Annotated in this window: 19 protein-coding genes; 10 read left to right on the forward strand and 9 right to left on the reverse strand. The window is 40.5% G+C overall.

Going from position 1 to position 19,363, the window contains the following annotated elements:
• Positions 1-3: 3 nt before the first annotated feature.
• Positions 4-411, reverse strand: coding sequence for a YccF domain-containing protein (locus L2747_RS07425; RefSeq protein ID WP_248998439.1), 408 nt, complete (start codon positions 409-411; stop codon positions 4-6).
• A 345-nt stretch (positions 412-756) separates the two neighbouring features.
• Here L2747_RS07425 and L2747_RS07430 point away from each other — a divergent pair, with 345 nt between their 5' ends.
• The gene (locus L2747_RS07430) at positions 757-1,677 is read left to right on the forward strand and encodes a pyridoxal-phosphate dependent enzyme (protein WP_248998440.1); all 921 of its coding nucleotides are present in this window, start codon (positions 757-759) and stop codon (positions 1,675-1,677) included.
• A 224-nt stretch (positions 1,678-1,901) separates the two neighbouring features.
• Here the strand turns inward: L2747_RS07430 and L2747_RS07435 are convergent, their stop codons facing one another.
• A complete protein-coding gene (locus L2747_RS07435; protein WP_220781468.1) occupies positions 1,902-2,075 on the reverse strand; it encodes a hypothetical protein in 174 nt (57 codons plus the stop codon).
• Between the two features lie 517 nt (positions 2,076-2,592).
• Between L2747_RS07435 and L2747_RS07440 the strand changes: the two genes are divergently transcribed.
• Entirely contained in the window at positions 2,593-4,197 is a 1,605-nt protein-coding gene (locus L2747_RS07440; RefSeq protein ID WP_248998441.1) for a mechanosensitive ion channel family protein, read from the forward strand.
• A 96-nt stretch (positions 4,198-4,293) separates the two neighbouring features.
• On the opposite strand, the gene L2747_RS07445 is transcribed toward L2747_RS07440, so the two are convergent.
• From L2747_RS07445 to L2747_RS07455, 3 genes are all read right to left on the reverse strand, one after another.
• Entirely contained in the window at positions 4,294-4,956 is a 663-nt protein-coding gene (locus L2747_RS07445) for a ChrR family anti-sigma-E factor (RefSeq protein WP_248998442.1), read from the reverse strand.
• On the reverse strand, positions 4,949-5,593 hold the full coding sequence (locus L2747_RS07450) for a sigma-70 family RNA polymerase sigma factor (protein WP_248998443.1): 645 nt from the start codon (positions 5,591-5,593) through the stop codon (positions 4,949-4,951). Before L2747_RS07450 ends, L2747_RS07445 begins: the two co-directional genes overlap by 8 nt.
• A gap of 169 nt (positions 5,594-5,762) precedes the next feature.
• A complete protein-coding gene (locus L2747_RS07455) occupies positions 5,763-6,314 on the reverse strand; it encodes an LON peptidase substrate-binding domain-containing protein (protein WP_248998444.1) in 552 nt (183 codons plus the stop codon).
• Positions 6,315-6,520: 206 nt separating this feature from the next.
• Between L2747_RS07455 and L2747_RS07460 the strand changes: the two genes are divergently transcribed.
• The gene (locus tag L2747_RS07460; RefSeq protein ID WP_248998445.1) at positions 6,521-7,465 is read left to right on the forward strand and encodes a chemotaxis protein CheV; all 945 of its coding nucleotides are present in this window, start codon (positions 6,521-6,523) and stop codon (positions 7,463-7,465) included.
• A 33-nt stretch (positions 7,466-7,498) separates the two neighbouring features.
• Here the strand turns inward: L2747_RS07460 and L2747_RS07465 are convergent, their stop codons facing one another.
• Positions 7,499-8,143 (reverse strand): hypothetical protein, encoded by a 645-nt coding sequence (locus tag L2747_RS07465; protein WP_248998446.1) that lies wholly within the window; start codon positions 8,141-8,143, stop codon positions 7,499-7,501.
• A 150-nt stretch (positions 8,144-8,293) separates the two neighbouring features.
• The gene (locus L2747_RS07470) at positions 8,294-8,653 is read right to left on the reverse strand and encodes a DUF2750 domain-containing protein (protein ID WP_248998447.1); all 360 of its coding nucleotides are present in this window, start codon (positions 8,651-8,653) and stop codon (positions 8,294-8,296) included.
• Between the two features lie 375 nt (positions 8,654-9,028).
• Between L2747_RS07470 and L2747_RS07475 the strand changes: the two genes are divergently transcribed.
• The 7 genes from L2747_RS07475 to L2747_RS07505 all read left to right on the forward strand — a co-directional run bounded on the left by L2747_RS07475 (position 9,029) and on the right by L2747_RS07505 (position 16,954).
• Positions 9,029-10,216 (forward strand): lytic murein transglycosylase, encoded by a 1,188-nt coding sequence (locus tag L2747_RS07475; protein ID WP_248998448.1) that lies wholly within the window; start codon positions 9,029-9,031, stop codon positions 10,214-10,216.
• A gap of 189 nt (positions 10,217-10,405) precedes the next feature.
• Positions 10,406-11,269 carry a helix-turn-helix transcriptional regulator gene (locus L2747_RS07480; protein WP_248998449.1) on the forward strand — a complete coding sequence of 288 codons (864 nt, stop codon included), beginning with the start codon at positions 10,406-10,408 and terminating at the stop codon, positions 11,267-11,269.
• A 149-nt stretch (positions 11,270-11,418) separates the two neighbouring features.
• Positions 11,419-11,901 (forward strand): FKBP-type peptidyl-prolyl cis-trans isomerase, encoded by a 483-nt coding sequence (locus L2747_RS07485; RefSeq protein ID WP_248998450.1) that lies wholly within the window; start codon positions 11,419-11,421, stop codon positions 11,899-11,901.
• A 95-nt stretch (positions 11,902-11,996) separates the two neighbouring features.
• Entirely contained in the window at positions 11,997-12,215 is a 219-nt protein-coding gene (locus tag L2747_RS07490) for a DUF3389 family protein (protein WP_248998451.1), read from the forward strand.
• A 1,075-nt stretch (positions 12,216-13,290) separates the two neighbouring features.
• Positions 13,291-13,971, forward strand: coding sequence for an alpha/beta hydrolase (locus tag L2747_RS07495; RefSeq protein WP_248998452.1), 681 nt, complete (start codon positions 13,291-13,293; stop codon positions 13,969-13,971).
• A 372-nt stretch (positions 13,972-14,343) separates the two neighbouring features.
• Positions 14,344-16,128 carry a bifunctional UDP-sugar hydrolase/5'-nucleotidase UshA gene (gene ushA, locus L2747_RS07500; RefSeq protein ID WP_248998453.1) on the forward strand — a complete coding sequence of 595 codons (1,785 nt, stop codon included), beginning with the start codon at positions 14,344-14,346 and terminating at the stop codon, positions 16,126-16,128.
• 385 nt (positions 16,129-16,513) lie between these two features.
• Positions 16,514-16,954, forward strand: coding sequence for an Hsp20 family protein (locus L2747_RS07505; protein WP_248998454.1), 441 nt, complete (start codon positions 16,514-16,516; stop codon positions 16,952-16,954).
• A 115-nt stretch (positions 16,955-17,069) separates the two neighbouring features.
• On the opposite strand, the gene ilvN is transcribed toward L2747_RS07505, so the two are convergent.
• Positions 17,070-17,564 carry an acetolactate synthase small subunit gene (ilvN, locus tag L2747_RS07510; RefSeq protein WP_248998455.1) on the reverse strand — a complete coding sequence of 165 codons (495 nt, stop codon included), beginning with the start codon at positions 17,562-17,564 and terminating at the stop codon, positions 17,070-17,072.
• Entirely contained in the window at positions 17,564-19,285 is a 1,722-nt protein-coding gene (locus L2747_RS07515) for an acetolactate synthase 3 large subunit (protein WP_248998456.1), read from the reverse strand. The genes ilvN and L2747_RS07515 overlap by 1 nt, the downstream gene beginning before the upstream one ends.
• Between the last annotated feature and the right edge of the window lie 78 nt (positions 19,286-19,363).

Genomic DNA, 19,363 nt, shown 5'->3' on the forward strand with positions numbered 1-19,363 from the left:
AGATTAGGCTTTTGCGACTACAGTCTGGCCTATCGGGGTTAAACTTAAGATAGCAAGTTTTAAATGCTGTAAAGCAAAGGGGATCCCGATAATCGTAACCGCACATGCTAGGGCATGCGCAATATGACCAATTGCAAGCCAAATACCAAACAATAAGAACCAGATGATATTACCTACCATGCCAAATGCACCTGTACCTAAATCATTGTTACCAGTTAATGCTCGGCGGTTCATTGAATCTTGACCAAAAGGCCAAAATGCCATTTCACCAATAACGAAACAAGCACGGCCAAAAGGAATGCCTATTATGCTAATAAAGCACAGCAGACCTGCTAACCACCAAGCTAAGCCCATAACAAAGCCACCCAAAATAAACCAAGCAATATTAAACACTAAACGTAATACAGCCATTTAAGGCTCCTTTTTCTCTTCTTGCCACTACGGCAACTGCTATTAGTGCTTGCGATTTTTGTGCCAAGTAGAACCGCGTGATACTCAAGGGGTTCATAGAGTGCTGTCAAAAATGAGTTAGCACTTTTTACTAATTATTAGCGATATTACTCATTATCCTTTAATCATAGTTAATTTATTCGAGCCACAGAGAGCCAGGCTAAGCTTAAGTCAATCGGTGATAAAATATGTGCTTATGGCGGTTGACTCACATCTTTGAGATTTCGATATCGCTTCGATGTGATTACAATAGCGCTAATAATAGTTATTTAAGCGATCATTGATCCAGCGCTAAGTGAGCAGCTTGTGTTTGTAAATTCCCCTGTTGAGAGTATTGAGTTTAACGGTAGGCATATTTTCGTTAAACGTGATGATTTATTAAGTGAGACTTTTTCGGGTAATAAAGCCCGTAAATTTGCTTATTTTCTTGAAAATGAGTTCCCAGGTAAATCCGTTTTGATTGGCCATGGCTCTCCCGTGGCTAATTCACTGTACTCTATGTCTGCGTTAGCAAAATTAAAAGGTGTACAACTTGAGTTTTATGTCGACCATATAGCAGAACAAGTTATTAATTCTACTGTTGGTAACTATGCTGCGGCGGTAGTCAATGGCGCAAATATCATTGATATTTCGAAAATGGCCGACAGGCAAGAACGCAGTGTTATTGAGTATATTGAGCAAAAAGTACTACCGGAGCGAGACGATTGTTTGTTTGTACCAGAAGGTGGTCGCTGTGAGTACGCGCGATATGGCGTACATCATTTAGCACAAGAGATCATAACTTGGTCTCAAGCGCATAATTTGCTTCAGTTGTCAGTTTTTTTGCCATCAGGTACCGGTACAACGGCGGTGTTTTTGAATGAATATTTTGTACAGCATGCACCGGGTATCCAAGTTTTTACCTGCGCTTGCGTTGGTGACCGTCAGTATTTGAAGCAACAGTTTAACCTGCTTGTAAGCGATGCTAGTATGCATCCGCATATTGTTGAACTCGACAAAAAGTATCACTTTGGTAAGTTGTATCGTCCTTTTTACGATATGTATTACAAGCTTTTGATGACTGGGATTGAGTTTGAGTTACTCTATGATCCATTAGGTTGGATGTGTGTTGAAAAGCTACTGGATAGTGGGTTAAAGCAACCAATGCTTTATATTCATCAAGGTGGGTTATTAGGTAACGCGACTATGCTGCCTAGGTATCAGCGAAAATATGATAGAGCGCTTTAACGACAGTTCAGGAATTTATGTTGGTAAAAGGAATATTAAAACTGATATTGATTCCATTTGGTTAGGCTGGATACCGACTAAGGGTACGGCCTAAACCAAATGAATGCGACTAAATAGCTGAGTAGATGTTTCAGTCCTATTCGTTTGCCTATGAAGACAAACATTCGATACGGGTGAGAGGAGGTGTATCGAAGAGTCAGATATTGCGTATATAAATAATTAGCTTACTTGTTGCTAGAAAGTAACCATTTCATAAAGTTAAGCGCTTCAATACGCTTCGAAAAGGTTTGTTTGTTTTTGCCTTGACTGTCGGTAAAGGCTATTGATGTTTTGTTGACTGAAATTGAGTCTACTGGGAAGTTAACGGTAATTTCGTGTCCATTTACTAGGTATGACATATGGTCACACTCCTTCTATTTTAAGCTGCCCTTTATAAGGCTGTGCTTTATAACAATAAGATATCCTTAGCATTTTTGCGAAAGATGAATTTTAAGTTCTATTTGAGACTACTCATCTTTGGCTACTTATACAAGTGACTTATATCTAAATATGTGTATAAAAATGTCTGCTTTGTCGCAAAATTAATACAAATATCAATACAAACTGCTTAATAGTAAAGCATATGCTTGTGACAGTAACATGACTGCCAAAAAAGATGATTTAACCTGTGAGATAACGCTTATGTGGGGATCAAACGACGAATCGTGGATTTTACAAAAAGGCGGTGACTTCTATCTAAAAGGGTCTATCTTAAAAACTGAGCGAATTATATGCGGCAGGGAAAGATTGTCAAGAGATTATTTGGAATCAACGTGAATTTTTTATTTTAATCAAGTGTTAACATCAGGTTAAAGATTGCTAGAATGAACAATACTTGCGATCAGCGCAAGCTATAGTCCTGTTAATGGAGTATTCATGTTACGAATTATCTCGCTACTTATTCTATTCAGCGCTTTGCTGCTTTCTTTACCTGCATCAAGTTCTAGTGTGTTGTCAGCTACAAAAGAAACACAGCAGACTGAACCGCAAACACTGGCTGTTAAAGAGGTATCTTATGATTATCAAGATAGTCTCTTTAGAGATACGCCTAGAGGTGCGTTAGCAGGCTTGTTTGAAGCTGCGTTTGAGCAAAACTATGACAAAGCCGCAAAATATTTAGACTTACGTTATCTGCCTGACGATATGGATGCTGATCTTGGTCCTGAATATGCAAAACAGCTTATTGCTATCATTGAACGTAATATATGGGTTAATTTACAAGAGGTTAATGATACTCCTGAGGGAACTAGTGGCGATCAGCTGCCAAATTACCGTGATGCATTTGGTCGGGTTGAAGTAAAAGGTAACCACATTACCCTGTTGTTACAAAAGGTGCCTAATAAACAATTAGGTTCTATCTGGAAGGTGTCAAATGCTACCGTTGCTAAAGTCCCTTTATTATATAGCGAGCTGGGTTATGGACCGGTCGTTGAGTGGTTTGTAAAGCATGTGCCTGCAGGACACTTATTTAAATTAAACCTATGGGAATGGGCTCTACTTGGTTGCTATTTTATTTTAGCAATGCTGGTGGTTATTCCTATTACCTGGATTGCGAAAAAACTGATATTACGCAGCGAGTATCAATATAAAGCCGATGTAGCACATCTGGCTGTCGGGCCTTTTCGTTTTCTTGTCGCATTATTGCTAGTAAGAGCATGGATGGCGCATACCACCTTATCTGCTAATGTGATAGCGGTAGTTAATACGGGGGTATTGCTGTTAATCGCAGTGGTGTGGTTCATTTGGTCACTGACAGATGTCATTCAAAATAGTTTGCGTTTGCGTTGGATTAGCAAAGGTAATAGCCAAAGTGCATCATTGTTACGGCCTCTTGCAAATTTCACCCGAGTGATTTTAGTTGCGCTTGCTGTATTGATTTGGTTAGAGCATTTAGGATTTGATGCCTCCACTATTTTAGCAGGACTTGGAATTGGCGGTATAGCCGTAGCTTTAGCATCGAAACAGTCTATTGAAAACTTTATAGGGACTATCACTCTATATTCATCAGCCCCCATTAAAGTAGGCAATGTTGGTAGGTTTGGCAGTATTACTGGTACGGTTGAAGAGATTGGTTTGCGTTGCACTCGGATCAGAACGATTGATCGCAGTGTCATTAATGTGCCTAACGCGCGCTTATCTGAAATGGATATTGAGAATATCTCAGAGCGTGAAAAAATCCGTCTGAAAACGGATATTCGCTTGGATTATCAAACGAGCGCTGAACAAATACATCTTATTATTGATGATATTCGAGCTTTATTAGAACAACATGAAAAAGTAGAAGAAAGCCCTTTGCGGGTAACGTTTAAAGGGTTTGGCTTATATGGCTTGCAGTTAAATGTATTTGCTTATATTGGCACAACTGACTTTGCAGAATTTCAATTGGTATCTGAAGAGCTGCACTTTGGAATTATGAATGTAGTGAGTAAACATGGCTCACGCATTGTACCAGTGGTGCCGGTAGCGGCAGCCCAAAGTTAGTTTGCATTGCAAAGGGAAGAATATACAAATAAAAAGGTCGCGAATGCGACCTTTTTTAACAGAGCTTGATTTGTGAGGCCAAATGTAGCTGGCAGTTTAATATATCAACTCACCAATCGGGTTTAGAATTTTACTAATCCCTTTGGTAAAGTGCAGAGGCGCATCAACTACTGTATAGCATAGACAGCCATTTAGGGTTTTTGGTGAATGTTGATGTGCAGCATCGAGCTCAATGAAATCCCCAGGAACATACTGGCTAAATTCATCTTCAAAATTACCATCTAATAGTAGGGTGATCTCTCGTCCAGTGTGAGTATGTTCAGGGATCTCGCCATTAGCATCGATATGCAACAAACTAGAACGAGCATTGTCATCATCAGCATCCAAACGCATACGACTGATTTTACCGAAGCCACTCCAGGATTGATCTACTTGCTGAGTAAATGCCTTTGGTAAGCTGTATTGATTACCTTTTACTTCAACAACGGCGCGTGGAGTTGGTGGATTAAAGGGTGCAACTTCTAACTGGGTGATTTGATTAAGCATATCGCTGAAGTCAATATTAGCAAACGTGTCAACAGCCACCGAGACTTCAGGTTGTAAATTCTTCTGAGCGAGCTTTTCAGTCATTTTAGCTACTTTTTCATTACAGATCGGGCAAAGTTCACAATGAGCAGAAACCGCAGTAGCTAAACCAAGATGAAGTTGTCCGTTAACGTGTTGCAAAAGCATTTCGTCTTTTGGATGGTATTTAATCATAGTGTTTCTCCAAAATACTTCTCAGTTTGACGAGGCCTAATCTGAGTCGCGACTTTATAGTACCTAACGGGACGCTTAATTTGCTGGAAAGTTCCTGCTGGCTTAACTCTTGTAAATAGATGCCTTTCACTACTTGCCTTTGTAGCGGTGGCAAGGCATCAACATGCTTGAGTAATTTGGCTGTAAGTATATGGTCTTCGTGTTCAGTTGCTTCGGGAGTTTCGAATACAGGCCAAATATCGTCACCAAAGGTGTCTTCTTTGTTATGCTGGACCTTGCGTAGCATATCAAAACAGCGATTACGCATAATGGTAAACACCCATGTTGTAATCGCACCTTTGTCTGCGTCAAACAAATGAGCTTTGGTCCAAACTGTGGTCATGGTTTCCTGCACTAGATCCATTGCCGAACCTTGGCTAGCCAATTTTTGATTACCAAAGTTTAAAATTTTGGGCGCAAAATAGCTGAAAAGCTCAGCATATGCGGACTTGTCGCGGTTATTAGCCACATTAACTAAATGCGCAGTCAGCTCGGTTAGCAAGGTGTCTGGTTTATTGTCATCCATAGAGTGCTTATTTTGCCTGTTGTAAGCTTTATCATAACCACTTTGGCGACATTGTGATTGAATATTTTGCATTATTCCCACTTTTGTTATGGAAGGCGGAGCCGTTCTGTGCCGAAACGTGTTACATCGATACGTAGCTTTTAAACCCTTGGATCACTTTTATTGTGATTTTGTTTTGTTCAACTAAAATAGCGAGTTCTGAATGCAGTTGATAGGCTGCGATAAAGTATTGTTGACGGCGTTACTTTAAAACATTGCTCAACATGGTTAGCGCGAGTTGATGGTCTTTGGCTGCTATGCAGTGTTGTTTCTCTGCTGGAGTAAGAGGTAAGATCTCGATCCATCGCTGGCAAACCCAAGTTAAGTTGTTAAAGTCATCTAATGTATATTGGCTTAGATGCTCTGGATATTCGGCTAATAGGTCTTTCAAAATTGTGGTGAATTTCTGTTGCGCTGCAGAGATAGGCTGAGACTTCCAACAAGGGACTAAAGTAACGTTACCTCTTTTTAAGCCATCCTCTTCAATAATATAAGTGCCTAATTCGAACTTTTCTATTCCGACGATTGTTACCCCTAATAAACCGTCTTCTAAGGTTTCAAAGTCAACTATTTTACATCGCGTCCCCATGGGCAGCAGTGTTTTTCCGTCTTCTGCTAACATACAAGCACCAAAGCCTGAGTCATTTTGTAATGACTCTTTCACTAGTCTTTGGTATCTCGCCTCAAAGATCCTCAGCTTGATAAAGCCATCGGGCAGAATACATATTTGCAGTGGAAAAAGCGGTAGTTTCATAATACTTCATTCGGTAGTGGACTGGTGATGGATACGCTGAACAAGACCGACGCGATCAGTTTATTTATGCCTTTTACTGATGAGTTGGTTTGTCAACAACATGGCATTTAATGATGGCTTCAAACTAAATTTGTGGCATAGGTACATGATTAAATTGTTAAATCGTTATAGTCTTAGGGAAATATAAAGAATTTTAAGGAGCGCTAATGACTCAGATGTTGGCAAGTGTCGATCAAAGGACCAAGTTAGTTGGTGAGAATCGGCTTGAGTTATTGTTGTTTCGAATTAGTGCAACTCAGCTTTTTGCGATTAATGTTTTTAAAGTTAAAGAGGTTGTAAAGGTTCCGCCTTTAAGTACTATGCCAGGCAGTCATAGCAGTATTATTGGCGTGGCAAATCTTCGCGGTTTATCGATACCCGTAATTGATCTACGAAAAGCCATCGGTTTTAGAGCTTCGGTAATACACCCAGAAAGTAACCTTATTGTGACTGAATATAATCGCTCGGTGCAGGGCTTTTTGGTCGATAAAGTCGAGCATATTGTTAATCTAACGTGGGGTGATATCCTGCCACCACCTAAGACTGTAGGTCGTGATAACTATTTAACAGCAATTACTCGTATTGAATATCAAGACAAACAAGAACTAGTGTCTATTATTGACGTTGAGAAAGTACTGGCGGAGATCATTCATTATGATATTCGTTTGTCTGATGGTGTTTTAGATGAGCAGTTATTACCACATATGTATGGTCGAAAGGTGTTAATCGCTGATGACTCGGCAACAGCAAGAAGACAGGTACGTGAAACACTTGAACAATTAGGTTTAGAAGTGATTGAGGTATCTGATGGTTTGATGGCGCTGAAGCAACTACAGCAGTGGTGTAATGAAGGTAAAGTGATAACTGATCATATTTTAATGTTAATCACGGATGCTGAGATGCCTGAAATGGATGGTTATAAGCTAACCCATGAAGTGCGCAGTGATAAACGTATGGCGGATTTGTTTATTACCTTAAATACGTCGTTAAGTGGTAGTTTCAATAATGCTATGGTCGAGAAAGTCGGCTGTAATCGATTTATATCGAAATTCCAACCAGACTTACTCGTAGAAGTTGTACAAGAGAGGCTTAAGCAAGCGTTATCGGTTTAGATATTCTGAGATTATCAGTGATAGCACGTTTGATTAGTTCGCGTGCTCTTCTCTTAGATCATTTAACACCTGTTTCTTAAGTTCTGGTACGGCAGCAATATTAATCTGGGCAATACGTACAGCAAAACCGAACCTATCTTTACCTACAATCGCGATGACATCTTCTAAGAAACGCTTATCTAAAACGAATTGTTTTGCATAGAACTGAATGGCTTTGCTCACCGAACTATAACTCACACCATCAAAGCTAAAGGATGCATCATAGCCATAGTCGTCAATCAGGACTCCATTGAGGCTTAATGGCCAACCGCTGTAATTGACTCGGTCTCGCGCAATTTCGTACATCATCCACGCACTTTTTTTAAATCCGCCAAAAACTTTGTCTTCAAACTCAGATTCTTCAAGTTCTTGCTTGGTCCAATTTACCCCAATAGCTAAGTGCTTTTCATAAATGCGCATCAACTCGTCCTTTACTGCCATTTTACAATCCCAAATTGATGTGAGCTTATGTTGTTTAGCGAGTTTAAAGCACTCTTTACAGCAGGGAACAGTTAACGATGAGTGAGGCGTATAAGTTTCTTTCAAATAGCTCAATTGTTGGTTACTCGGCTCACCACAGAACCAGCAACAATGTCTACGATCAAAGGGGATATCGATTAATGGTGCGAGATCTAGCACAAATGGTTTCCTTTTTTAGCCCTGTGATGCACTGGGCATGGTTTACTACCAAGCAAAAACACGAGGAGCGTAAACAAGAAAACGCACAATGGGTTAGATTGTGCGCTTTGGTGTAAAGGTTGTTACTTCATCACAGAAGAATGAGATTGGTTACTCTTTTTCAACGTCTACAAGTGAAGTTGCTAGTACGATAGGATCAACTTCTTGACAGTCATGGTCGGCAATCCAGTCAACACCAATCAACACGCCATCGTCATTTAGATCGCTAACCCAGAACTCTAGGAATTCTTCTAAGGTAATTGCAACCGCTGTGTAACCTTCCCATTCGTCAGTGCAGTGGCTTTTTGCTTGCGCTTCTTCAGACCATAAAGGCATCACGTCCGTGGCTTCATATTCAGAAGAATCACAAACTACCCAGCCTTCGCCGCTTTCATCTTGTAGGCCCCAAACAACTTGAGATAATTTTACGTTGTTGATGAAGCTTTCTAATGCAGGAGTCATTTCAGTCATGATTAATCTCTTGTTTGGTTAGGTATAAATGAGGCTTTACTCAATGGCTAATAGTCTGCATTTGGCTTAGCATTTTAGCAAGTCATTTAGCGTATTTATCTACCGAGACAAAAGCACTATCGTTAGTAAGGATTATAGGTTTAGGTCGCTAATTAGCCAATTGAAACACAATCATCATTTAGCGGTAATAATTAAGTTAATTTAGTCTATATTATGCAGCTATCATAGTATGATATTTTACAAAGGCTTTAGCATTCATGCCTCATCGCCGGCGTTGGTGATTTATTCAACCAAGGAAGTTAACTAATTTTAAGGTAGAGTTAATTAAACCGCGTCACTTTATACGTTACAGTCATCATTTTTGGGAGTCTTCTATTGTTTAAATCAATCCCCCTGGCTACAGCGCTTCTTCTAACGAGTTCAGCAACACTCGCGAACGAACAGCCTAATTGGGCCACATGTATCGCAGACCTACAAAAAACGGCAAAGTCTGAAGGTTTATCACAACAAACGATTGATACCACTCTTGCCAATGTTAAATTTGTGCCAAGAGTGATAGAGCTCGATAATAAACAACCAGAGTTTAGTCAGTCTTTTGAAAATTATTTTACCAAACGCGTTACTGACTGGCGAGTTGAACAGGGACGTAAGCTTTATAAAGAGCATAAAGTTCTGCTAGATAAGCTTGCAAAAGAATACGGCGTGCCACCGCAATATCTGCTTGCGTTTTGGGGGCTTGAAACTAACTTTGGCTCTTATAAAGGTAAAATGCCTGTATTGGACTCTTTGGCTACTTTAGCTTGTGATCCCCGTCGTAGTCGCTATTTTACCCAAGAGTTGATGCAAGCTCTTAAGCTAAAAGAGCGTTACAATTTTGCCGAAACAGATATGGTTGGCTCTTGGGCTGGTGCTATGGGGCATACCCAGTTTATGCCGTCAGCTTACGCCGAGTATGCTGTAGATGGTGATGGCGACGGAAAAGCTGATTTATGGAATAGCACCACAGACGCATTGACGTCAGCTGCTCACTTTTTGCAAAACTTAGGATGGAAACGCAATGAACGATGGGGTAGGGAAGTGACACTACCCGCTGACTTTTCGTACACGCATCTTGGTAAGGCCGAAGCACAACCATTAACACGTTGGGCTGAGCTTGGGATCAAGCAAACTAGTGGTTTGCCGTTGAGTACGCCAGATATGCAAGCAGCGCTTTACTTACCATCTGGCCATACCGGCCCTGCTTTTCTAGGTTATGACAATTTTGATGTAATTATGCGCTGGAATCGCTCTACATTTTATGCCATAGCTGTAGGTCATCTTGCAGACAGAATTAATGGTGCGGTGGCATTAAAAGTGGCTCCACCTAAAATGCCAAACCTTAGTCGCGCTAGAGTTAAAGAGTTACAAATCCAATTGAATGATCGTGGTTATGATGTCGGTAAACCAGATGGTATTTTGGGCTCTAAGTCTGTTAAAGGTTTGCAAGCGTACCAAAAATCACAAGGTTTAGTTGCAGACGGATACCCTGATGAGTCTACATTTAAGGCTTTGAATGTTAAATAACTCACCTTATATGCAAAGCTTTTATACAAAGGTTGTCGCTGTAGGTTAGTCAACAAAATTTAAGTGACACTTGAAATTTGGGCTACTAGGTAAGACATAGAAGATGCAATCATAAAGATTGCATCTTTTTTATTGGTCACTTAAATTAGAAACCGCATCGGGTTAATGAATTAAGTTTATGGGGTTTACATGGATGATTTAACACACGCTCAGCGACAACGTTTAGCGTTTATTGATTTTAGTTTGCAATATTTTGGTCAAGTATCAAGACAAGATATGATCACTAAGTTTGCAACAGGTCTTGCAGCCGCTACCCGTGATTTTCAGCTATATAAAACGCTTGCACCAGACAATATGCAATTAGTCCATCAAACTAAGAGCTATCATCGTCTTAATTCATTTAAACCATTATTTACTCATCAACCTGAATCAATTCTACACGGCCTAGCAAAAGGCTTTGGTGATGGGTTATCTCATCCTGTACAACCCAGTGAGGTTTGTATAGATGCTTTGCAACTTATACACCCTGACACAGCGGTTATTGCAGCGTTAATGCGCGCTATCCAAGATAAAAAAGCGGTTGAGATAACATATGTATCGGTATCATCTGGTGAGAAGTTACGCCAAGTAATTCCTCACGCTTTGATTAATAATGGTCAGCGTTGGCATGTGCGAGCATTTGATCGCGCTAATAGTATTTTTAGCGATTTTGTTGCGACTCGAATTAAGTCTATCTCGCTAAGTCCAACAGTTGTAGAAGCATCGGAGTGCTGTGATAGTGATAGGTTTTGGCATCAAGATGTTCAGCTTATTCTGGTGCCACACCCATCGCTAAAGCATCCAGAAGCTATTGAATTAGATTATCAAATGCAAGATAAGCAGCTTGTGTTAACTTGCCGAGCTGCATTGGCCGGTTATCTGTTGCGCCAATGGAGTGTGGATTGTTCGGCTAAACATCAAATAGGTTCGGGTGTTTGTCAGCTTGCATTAGCAAATCATCAGGTACTAAAGCTGATAGAAAACTTGTCTATTGTCCCCGGCGCTAAATACTAACTAAACACACTCTATGTGGCTATAAGCCCTATAGTTTATTACTTTAGAGTTTATCGCCTGCTCATTTACGTTTGGGTAATGCAATAACAGTAGAGCGCAGCTGTCGGTTTTGGTAAGCTGCTGCCACTAAATTAGAGTTAAGGAATACCATGAGTATTAAAGACGATTCAGTTGTGCAGTTCAACTACACATTGCGTGATGAGCAGGGCGAAGTTTTAGAAACTAACGAAGGGTTAGACCCAATTGCTTACTTACATGGCCATGACAACATGATGCCAGGGGTTGAAGATGCTTTAACGGGTAAAGATGTCGGCGCTAAGTTTTCAGTAACTTTACCTGCAAGTGAAACTTACGGTGAACGAAATGAAGATGCTGAACAGCGTGTTTCTGTAAAACATCTGCAAGGTGCAAGTGTGTGGAAGCCTGGCATGCGTGCGTTAATTAATACCGATCAAGGTCAACGCCAAGTAACCATCCTTAAAGTGGGTAAATTTATGGCAACGGTTGATGTAAACCATCCGTTAGCTGGCAGAGAGTTAACTTTTGATTTAGACGTTATCGATGTCCGCGACGCTACCAGTGAAGAGATTGCTCACGGCCACGCACACGGTAAAGGTGGTCACCACCACTAAGTTTTATTCAGTATTTATATACTGTTGATTAAGCCCAACGATGTTGGGCTTTTTAATTTTTAGCTGATTTTGTGTTAATTAAGAGTCTATAAAGCATGATTATCGCGTTTTCTGCAGGCAAAATTATTCTTACACCTTTTGAAGTTCAGGTGCGCCTTGATAATGGATGCCAGTTATATGCCATGGTTGATGATGTGAAGTGTCATGATGATGCGTTGATGTTAGTGGCAGATGCAGGCGCCGTTCGCTGGAATATAAAACTAGATACAAGCGAACAACTGCAAGAGATCAAACAAGAGCTAGGTATTGGGTAGAGCGTAAGCGGAAAGATGATTTTGATAAAGTTGTTCGGGGACAATTTTAGCAAGTTAAATTCTGCCTTAAACGGTGGTTGCACTCAGTAAGTGTAGAATATTTATGTGCGTTATAAACGATCTCCTGTCTAAATGGATGCATTTCGAATATCTATAGCTAGGAGGTTCACTTGTACAATAATAGAGATAAAAATACATCACTTAGGGAGTCTAACTAATAGAATCCTTAAGATTTGTCCCTTTAGGAACGATGCGTGTGGGCTTAATCGTGTCATGGCTAAAGTAATTGTGCTGCTTAATATGTTCAAAATTAACCGTAGCTGCCACACCTGGTAGTTGATAGATGCCTTTATGTAACGATAAAGGTTTGGGTAATTGATAATGCGTTTTTATCTGTTTTAAAACGCTCAACGGACACAGCATCAAATCGAATCAATGTGGTAAATAATCTTAGATCTGCCTTGGTAAGCTTATTGCTTGTTAAATATTGCGCAGCTTTCAAACTTATCTAACACATCAAAAAGACTATCATACGCATCATGATACGCGGCTTATGTAGTTGCAAATCCCGCCCGATAAACGCCATTATTGATATTGGAGTATATAAACTCATTTAACTCATCAATTTGCTGCTGCAAATGGGGAGGATAAAAGTCGTGTTTACTTGTCGTTACAGAGTTAAACTCATTATTTAGCATACGAATAATTTCTGAATGCTCGTTGCTAACAATTGTCGCCGTATGTTTATCCCAAAGTACTGGAACGGAAGCCCTACCGTTATAATTTGCATCTGCAATCCAATATACTTGATAAAGATAATCTGCCTGATTTATTGGATCGCTAGTCGCTCACTCAATATGGCTAGCGAATGTACTTTGCTTTGAGCCTGCAAACTCCCGTCATTAGTTAGTATATGTGGTTCAATCACGGAAACAGTAACAGCGGATTTCATTCTATTTTTTATAACAGGATGAACACAGACTATCGAGATTTACTTACACTGGCCAGTGGGATAACCAGCAAACGACTGGTATGATCGTTCTATCAAAAAATATCTAAATAACAAGAGAAATACATGTCTGACTCTATGCTTGAACGTATAACTATTGAACCTAAAGTACCTGCTAAAGCCTGTGTAATTTGGTTGCACGGATTGGGAGATTCTGGTGCTGGCTTTGCGCCAGTTGTACCTGCATTAGGATTACAGGCCGATCATGCAATTCGTTTTGTTTTCCCTCATGCTCAAGAGCAACCGGTTACAATTAACGGCGGCTACGTAATGCGAGCGTGGTATGACATTAAAAGCATGGATCTACACGATCGGGCTGATATGGCTGGCGTAAAACAAAGCGAGCAACAAATTCTTAGGTTGATAGCAGAGCAGATTTCTAGCGGTATACCAAGTGAAAACATCGTCTTAGCAGGGTTTAGCCAAGGTGGGGTCATGAGTTTGTTTACGGCATTGAGGTTACAAAAAAAATTAGCTGGAATTATGGCTTTGTCTTGTTATTTACCAAGCGGCGACTCTTTGCCTGATGCGATTACTGATGTAAATCAAACCACGCCTATTTTACAGCACCACGGTGTTGATGATGAGGTCGTTCCGCTAAATGCTGGCCAAGTTGCCCACCAATTACTTAGCACTGTAGGTTTTAATTGTCAGTGGCAAGAATATAAGATGGGTCATTCAGTTGTTCCTGAACAGCTTCGCGATATTTCAACTTGGTTACAAACAGTGCTTGATCACGTTAAATAAATTAATTTGGTCATATTTTTGTATTTTAAGGGCGATATAAATCTTGTCGCCTCGTTCTGTTATTGAAACAATCTCCCGTAAAAACCACTGTTAGCCAGCTTATTGTTTTTCCGCAACTTTAATTATTCCCCTTTGAACCCAACTTGCTTATATAGTGATTTAAAAATAAGCATTATTAATCATTGTTTGTTTATAAAGACACCGAATGGCATAAATTGTATATAAAAGAGTCGTTTAGATCACGATGTGTAATAAATGTGACACAATTTCTGCCTAAGCTTTGCTAAGATGTCGTCCAGCAAAAGGAAATGATGCTTTTTGCTAAACAATTAATAAAACGAATTATAAAAAATAATCAAGGGGTTGATTGTAATGAAAAAGACTTTACTGAAAGGATTAGTGGCTACAGCAGTTGTTAGTGCATTAACGGCATGTGGTGGCGATAATAAGGACGATTTTAAGCACGTTTCAGATGCTTGTGTGGCAGCTGGCGCTGATTGTACCTTTTTCACCGTAATCCATACTAACGATAACCACGGTCGTTTCTGGCAAAATAAAGATGGCGAATACGGTATGGCTGCACGTAAAACTGCAATCGACAGTATCCGTGATGAGGTTGAGCGTGCAGGTGGTGATACTATTTTGCTATCTGGTGGTGATATCAACACTGGTGTACCTGAATCAGATATGCAAGATGCTGTGCCTGACTTTATCGGTATGGGATTGTTGGGCTATGATGCTATGGCTGTGGGCAACCATGAATTTGATAACCCATTATCTGTACTTGATATGCAAGCAAACATCGCAAAATTCCCAATGCTTGCTGCAAACATCTATAAAAAAGATAGCGAAGGAAATCCAACTCAGGAACGTTACTTTGAACCGTACCGAGTGTTTGAAATTAACGGCCTAAAAGTCGCTATCATAGGTTTTACTACTGTTGATACCCCAAAAGTTGTTAGTCCTGATAACGTTGCAAGCTTGCATTTCACTGATCCTAAAGCTGAACTTCAAACTGTTATGGCAGAAATCGAAGCTAATGAAACAGTTGATATGGTCTTTGCTCTAACGCACATGGGTCATTACGCAAATGGTGAACACGGCACTGAAGCACCTGGCGACGTTAAGTTAGCTCGCTCTTTAGCTGGCACTCCATTTGACGGTAAACTCCAAGCCATTATTGGTGGCCACTCTCAAAATCCAGTTTGTATGGAAGGTGATGGCTATGCTGACTTCAAACCTGGTGACGAATGTAAGCCAGATGAGCAAAACGGTACTTTCATCATGCAAGCACATGAGTGGGGCAAGTATGTAGGCCGTGCTGACTTTGAATACATCAATGGTGAATTGTCGCTTGCAAGTTACAAGTTAATCCCTATCAATCTTAAAGAAGAAAATGAAAACGAAGAACTTGTTTTCATTACTGAAGAGATTGAACAAGACCAACTAGTTATCGATGCGCTGCAACATTATCAAGATCTTGGCCAAGAGTTACTTGATGTGGATATCTCAAGCACTGACGGTAAGCTTGAAGGAGATCGTAATGTTGTTCGTGCAGAGCAAACTAACCTAGGTCAGTTATTAACTCGCGCATATGCTGATTGGGTTACTGCGAACTTCGACTCAACTGTTGATTTTGGTGTGATGAACTCTGGTGGTATTCGTGATTCAATTGCTGAAGGTACAATTTCTTACCGTGACGTGTTAACTGTTCAGCCATTTGCAAATGACGTGGCTTTTGTCACCATGACAGGTGCTGAAGTTCAAGATTACCTTGCAAACGTTGCCCTTAAAACCGGTGGTGGTATGGCTCAGTTACACCCAATGGAAATGAATGTTACTTGTGACGCTGTTGAGATTGACCCAGACGCAACTTCAGCAGATATCGTAGAGATTTTATCTCTAGGTGGACGCGACTTTAACCTAACCGATAACTACACTTTCTCATTGATTAACTTCAGTGCAAAAGGTGGCGATGATTACCCTGTAGTGACTGCTCACGCTAACTACATCGATACTCAACGTAGTGATGCATCAGTATTACGTGAATACTTCGAGAAAAACCCAAGCATTAAAGTGGCTGAATACGCGCCAGCTAATGGCGGCCACCCTAAGTTTTTCCGTGGTGGTTCGGAAGTTAAGAGTTGTGCTAAATAATTCGCTAAATTAGTTTAACAATCATAGTAAGTAAGGTTAAATCGTTCGGTATTAATCAAGTGATTTAACAACTAAAACTATGTTCTATAAAATCCAGTACAGGCTAAGTCTGTGCTGGATTTTTAGTTTTTACCTACCCTGCAGTCGAATGTATAACTCAGCTGAATTTTATCGGAATAAACAAATAATTTAATTTTCCCTTGAAAAGCTTAAAGCTCATCCATATATAGATGATAAGGTCGCTCAATGAGGACCTTACAAGATATCTAAATACTGTGCCTTCGGGGCAGGATTTAGAGAGGAAGTGTAATTACGCTTCAATAATGGTGCGATATCAGTCGGCCAACTTACTTTTAAATATATTGCTTAACACAAGGATATACCCATGAGAAATTATGACCTTACTCCACTATACCGCAGCGCAATTGGTTTTGACCGTTTAGCACAACTTGCAGAGCATGCGGCGTCTAATAAAGGTAATTCTGGTTACCCACCGTACAATATCGAACTAATTAATGAACATCGCTATCGCATTACGATGGCTGTTGCTGGCTTTTCTATGGAAGAGCTCGATATCACAAGCGAAGGTGACAAGTTATTAGTTAAGGGCACAAAAGCGGAAGAGAAAGAAGACCGTAAATACCTTTATCAAGGGATAGCAGAGCGTGGATTTGAGCGTACTTTCCAGCTAGCCGATTACGTAACTGTTATTGGTGCCAATTTAGAAAACGGCTTATTGAATATTGATCTTAAACGTGAGATCCCAGAAGCGATGAAACCAAGAAAAATAGAAATTGGTCGTTCACGCTTAATCGATGGTGAGTAAATCAAAGCGTGATGCCTAGATAACAACCCCACAGATTGATAGAGAAGAATAAAAAAGGGAGCCAATGGCTCCCTTTTACAATTTCAATAATCGATTCAGTTACTGATTTAGCCGTTTAAGCTTTCATTGCTTTTTCACCGCGAGCAAGACCCACAACACCTGAACGTGAGATCTCCACAACTTTAGTAACATCCCCTAGAGCTGCAATACAAGCATCAAGCTTTTCAGTGGTACCTATGAGCTGCACGGTGTAAAGGCTTTGAGTTACGTCTACAATTTGACCGCGAAAAATATCGGCTAAGCGCTTAACTTCTTCACGATTTTCGCCGTGTGCTTTGACCTTAATTAACGCAAGCTCTCGTTCGATATGCGCAGACTCTGTGATGTTAGAGACTTTAAGAACATCAATGAGCTTATGCAGTTGTTTCTCTATTTGTTCTAACACATACTCGTCAGCATTAACTGTTACCGTTAAACGCGATAAAGTCATATCTTCGGTCGGTGCAACGGTTAATGTTTCAATGTTATATCCGCGTTGCGAAAATAGACCAACAACTCGTGATAGTGCACCGGGCTGGTTTTCAAGTAATACACATATAATCCGACGCATTAGCTTTTCTCCGTTTTGCTCAGCCACATTTCATTCATTGCGCCACCACGGATCTGCATTGGGTGAACGTGCTCAGTTTCATCTACGTGAATATCCATAAACACCAGCTTATCTTTCATATTGATGGCTTTTTTAAGGCCTTCTTCTAATTCTGCTGGGTTACTGATTGTCATTCCAACATGGCCATAGGCTTCAGATATTTTTGCAAAGTCGGGGACAGAATCCATATAGGATTGTGAATGACGGCCTGCATAAATCATATCTTGCCATTGCTTAACCATTCCTAAGAAATGATTGTTTAAGTTAATAATAATCACAGGAATATCATATTGCAGAGCCGTTGATAGTTCCTGAATATTCATTTGAATAGAGCCATCGCCGGTGACGCAAATAACAGTCTCTTCGGGCATAGCCAGTTTAACACCTAAGGCAGCAGGCAAACCAAAGCCCATGGTGCCGAGACCGCCAGAGTTTATCCAACGGCGGGGCTTATTAAACGGATAATAAAGTGCGGCAAACATTTGGTGTTGGCCCACATCAGATGCAACGTAAGCATCACCATTGGTTAGCTTATGAACTGCTTCAATGACTTGTTGTGGTTTGATTTTTTTATCATTGGTTGAGTATTTAAGACTATCAACGGCACGCCAAGTAGCGATATCGCTCCACCATTGATCGTTTGCAGCCGCATCCGTAATTTCGTAGTCGTTTGCTTCTATTTGCTTGAGCATATCATCTAAGATTTTTTCAGCAGAGCCTACTATTGGAATGTCTACTCGAATAGTTTTGGAGATCGAAGAAGGATCTATATCGATATGTAGAATTTTGGCATTCGGGCAATATTTTTCGACATTGTTGGTGGTGCGATCATCAAACCGTACCCCAATACCGAAAATTAAATCACTGTTGTGCATTGTCATATTGGCTTCATAGCAGCCATGCATGCCTAGCATTCCAACACTGTTTTTATGAGTGCCGGGGAATGCGCCTAAACCCATGAGCGTGCTAACCACAGGAATATGTAGTTTTTCAGATAAAGCGAGAATCTGTGCATCGCAAGCTGATATTACTGCGCCGCCACCAACATAAAGAACTGGCTTTTTAGCATTTAATAAAGCTTGTAAGCCACGACGAATCTGGCCTTTATGGCCCGATGTCGTTGGGTTATATGAACGCATGCTGATATCTTCTGGATATTGATAGTCATGCAAAATAGCAGGATTCATACAATCTTTAGGGATATCGATAACAACAGGGCCGGGACGGCCACTAGCTGCGATATAAAATGCTTTTTTAAGGATTGCTGGAATATCTTTAGGATCGGTGACTAAGAAACTATGTTTCACTACAGGTCGCGAAATACCAATCATATCGCACTCTTGAAACGCATCATTACCGATAAGGTTACTTGGGACTTGCCCAGAGATAACAACTAGTGGTATTGAATCCATATAAGCCGTTGCAATACCTGTGATGGTATTAGTGGCTCCAGGTCCAGACGTAACGAGTACAACACCGACTTCGCCGGTTGCACGCGCATACCCATCGGCCATATGGACTGCAGCTTGTTCATGGCGAACTAGAATATGTTCAATATTAGACTTTTCATGTAGGGCATCGTAGATATCCAGCACAGAGCCGCCTGGATAACCAAAAATATGTTTTACACCCTCATCAATAAGAGAACGGACGACCATGCTGGCGCCTGATAGCTTCTCCATAGTATTTCCTCATAAGTTACCGCGACGTATGCAGTATCTTGATACAGCGACGGTAATCGCTCTAATAATTAAGCTAAG

This window comes from Shewanella marinintestina, from assembly GCF_023283845.1.
In the GTDB taxonomy this organism is placed as follows: Bacteria; Pseudomonadota; Gammaproteobacteria; order Enterobacterales; family Shewanellaceae; genus Shewanella; species Shewanella marinintestina.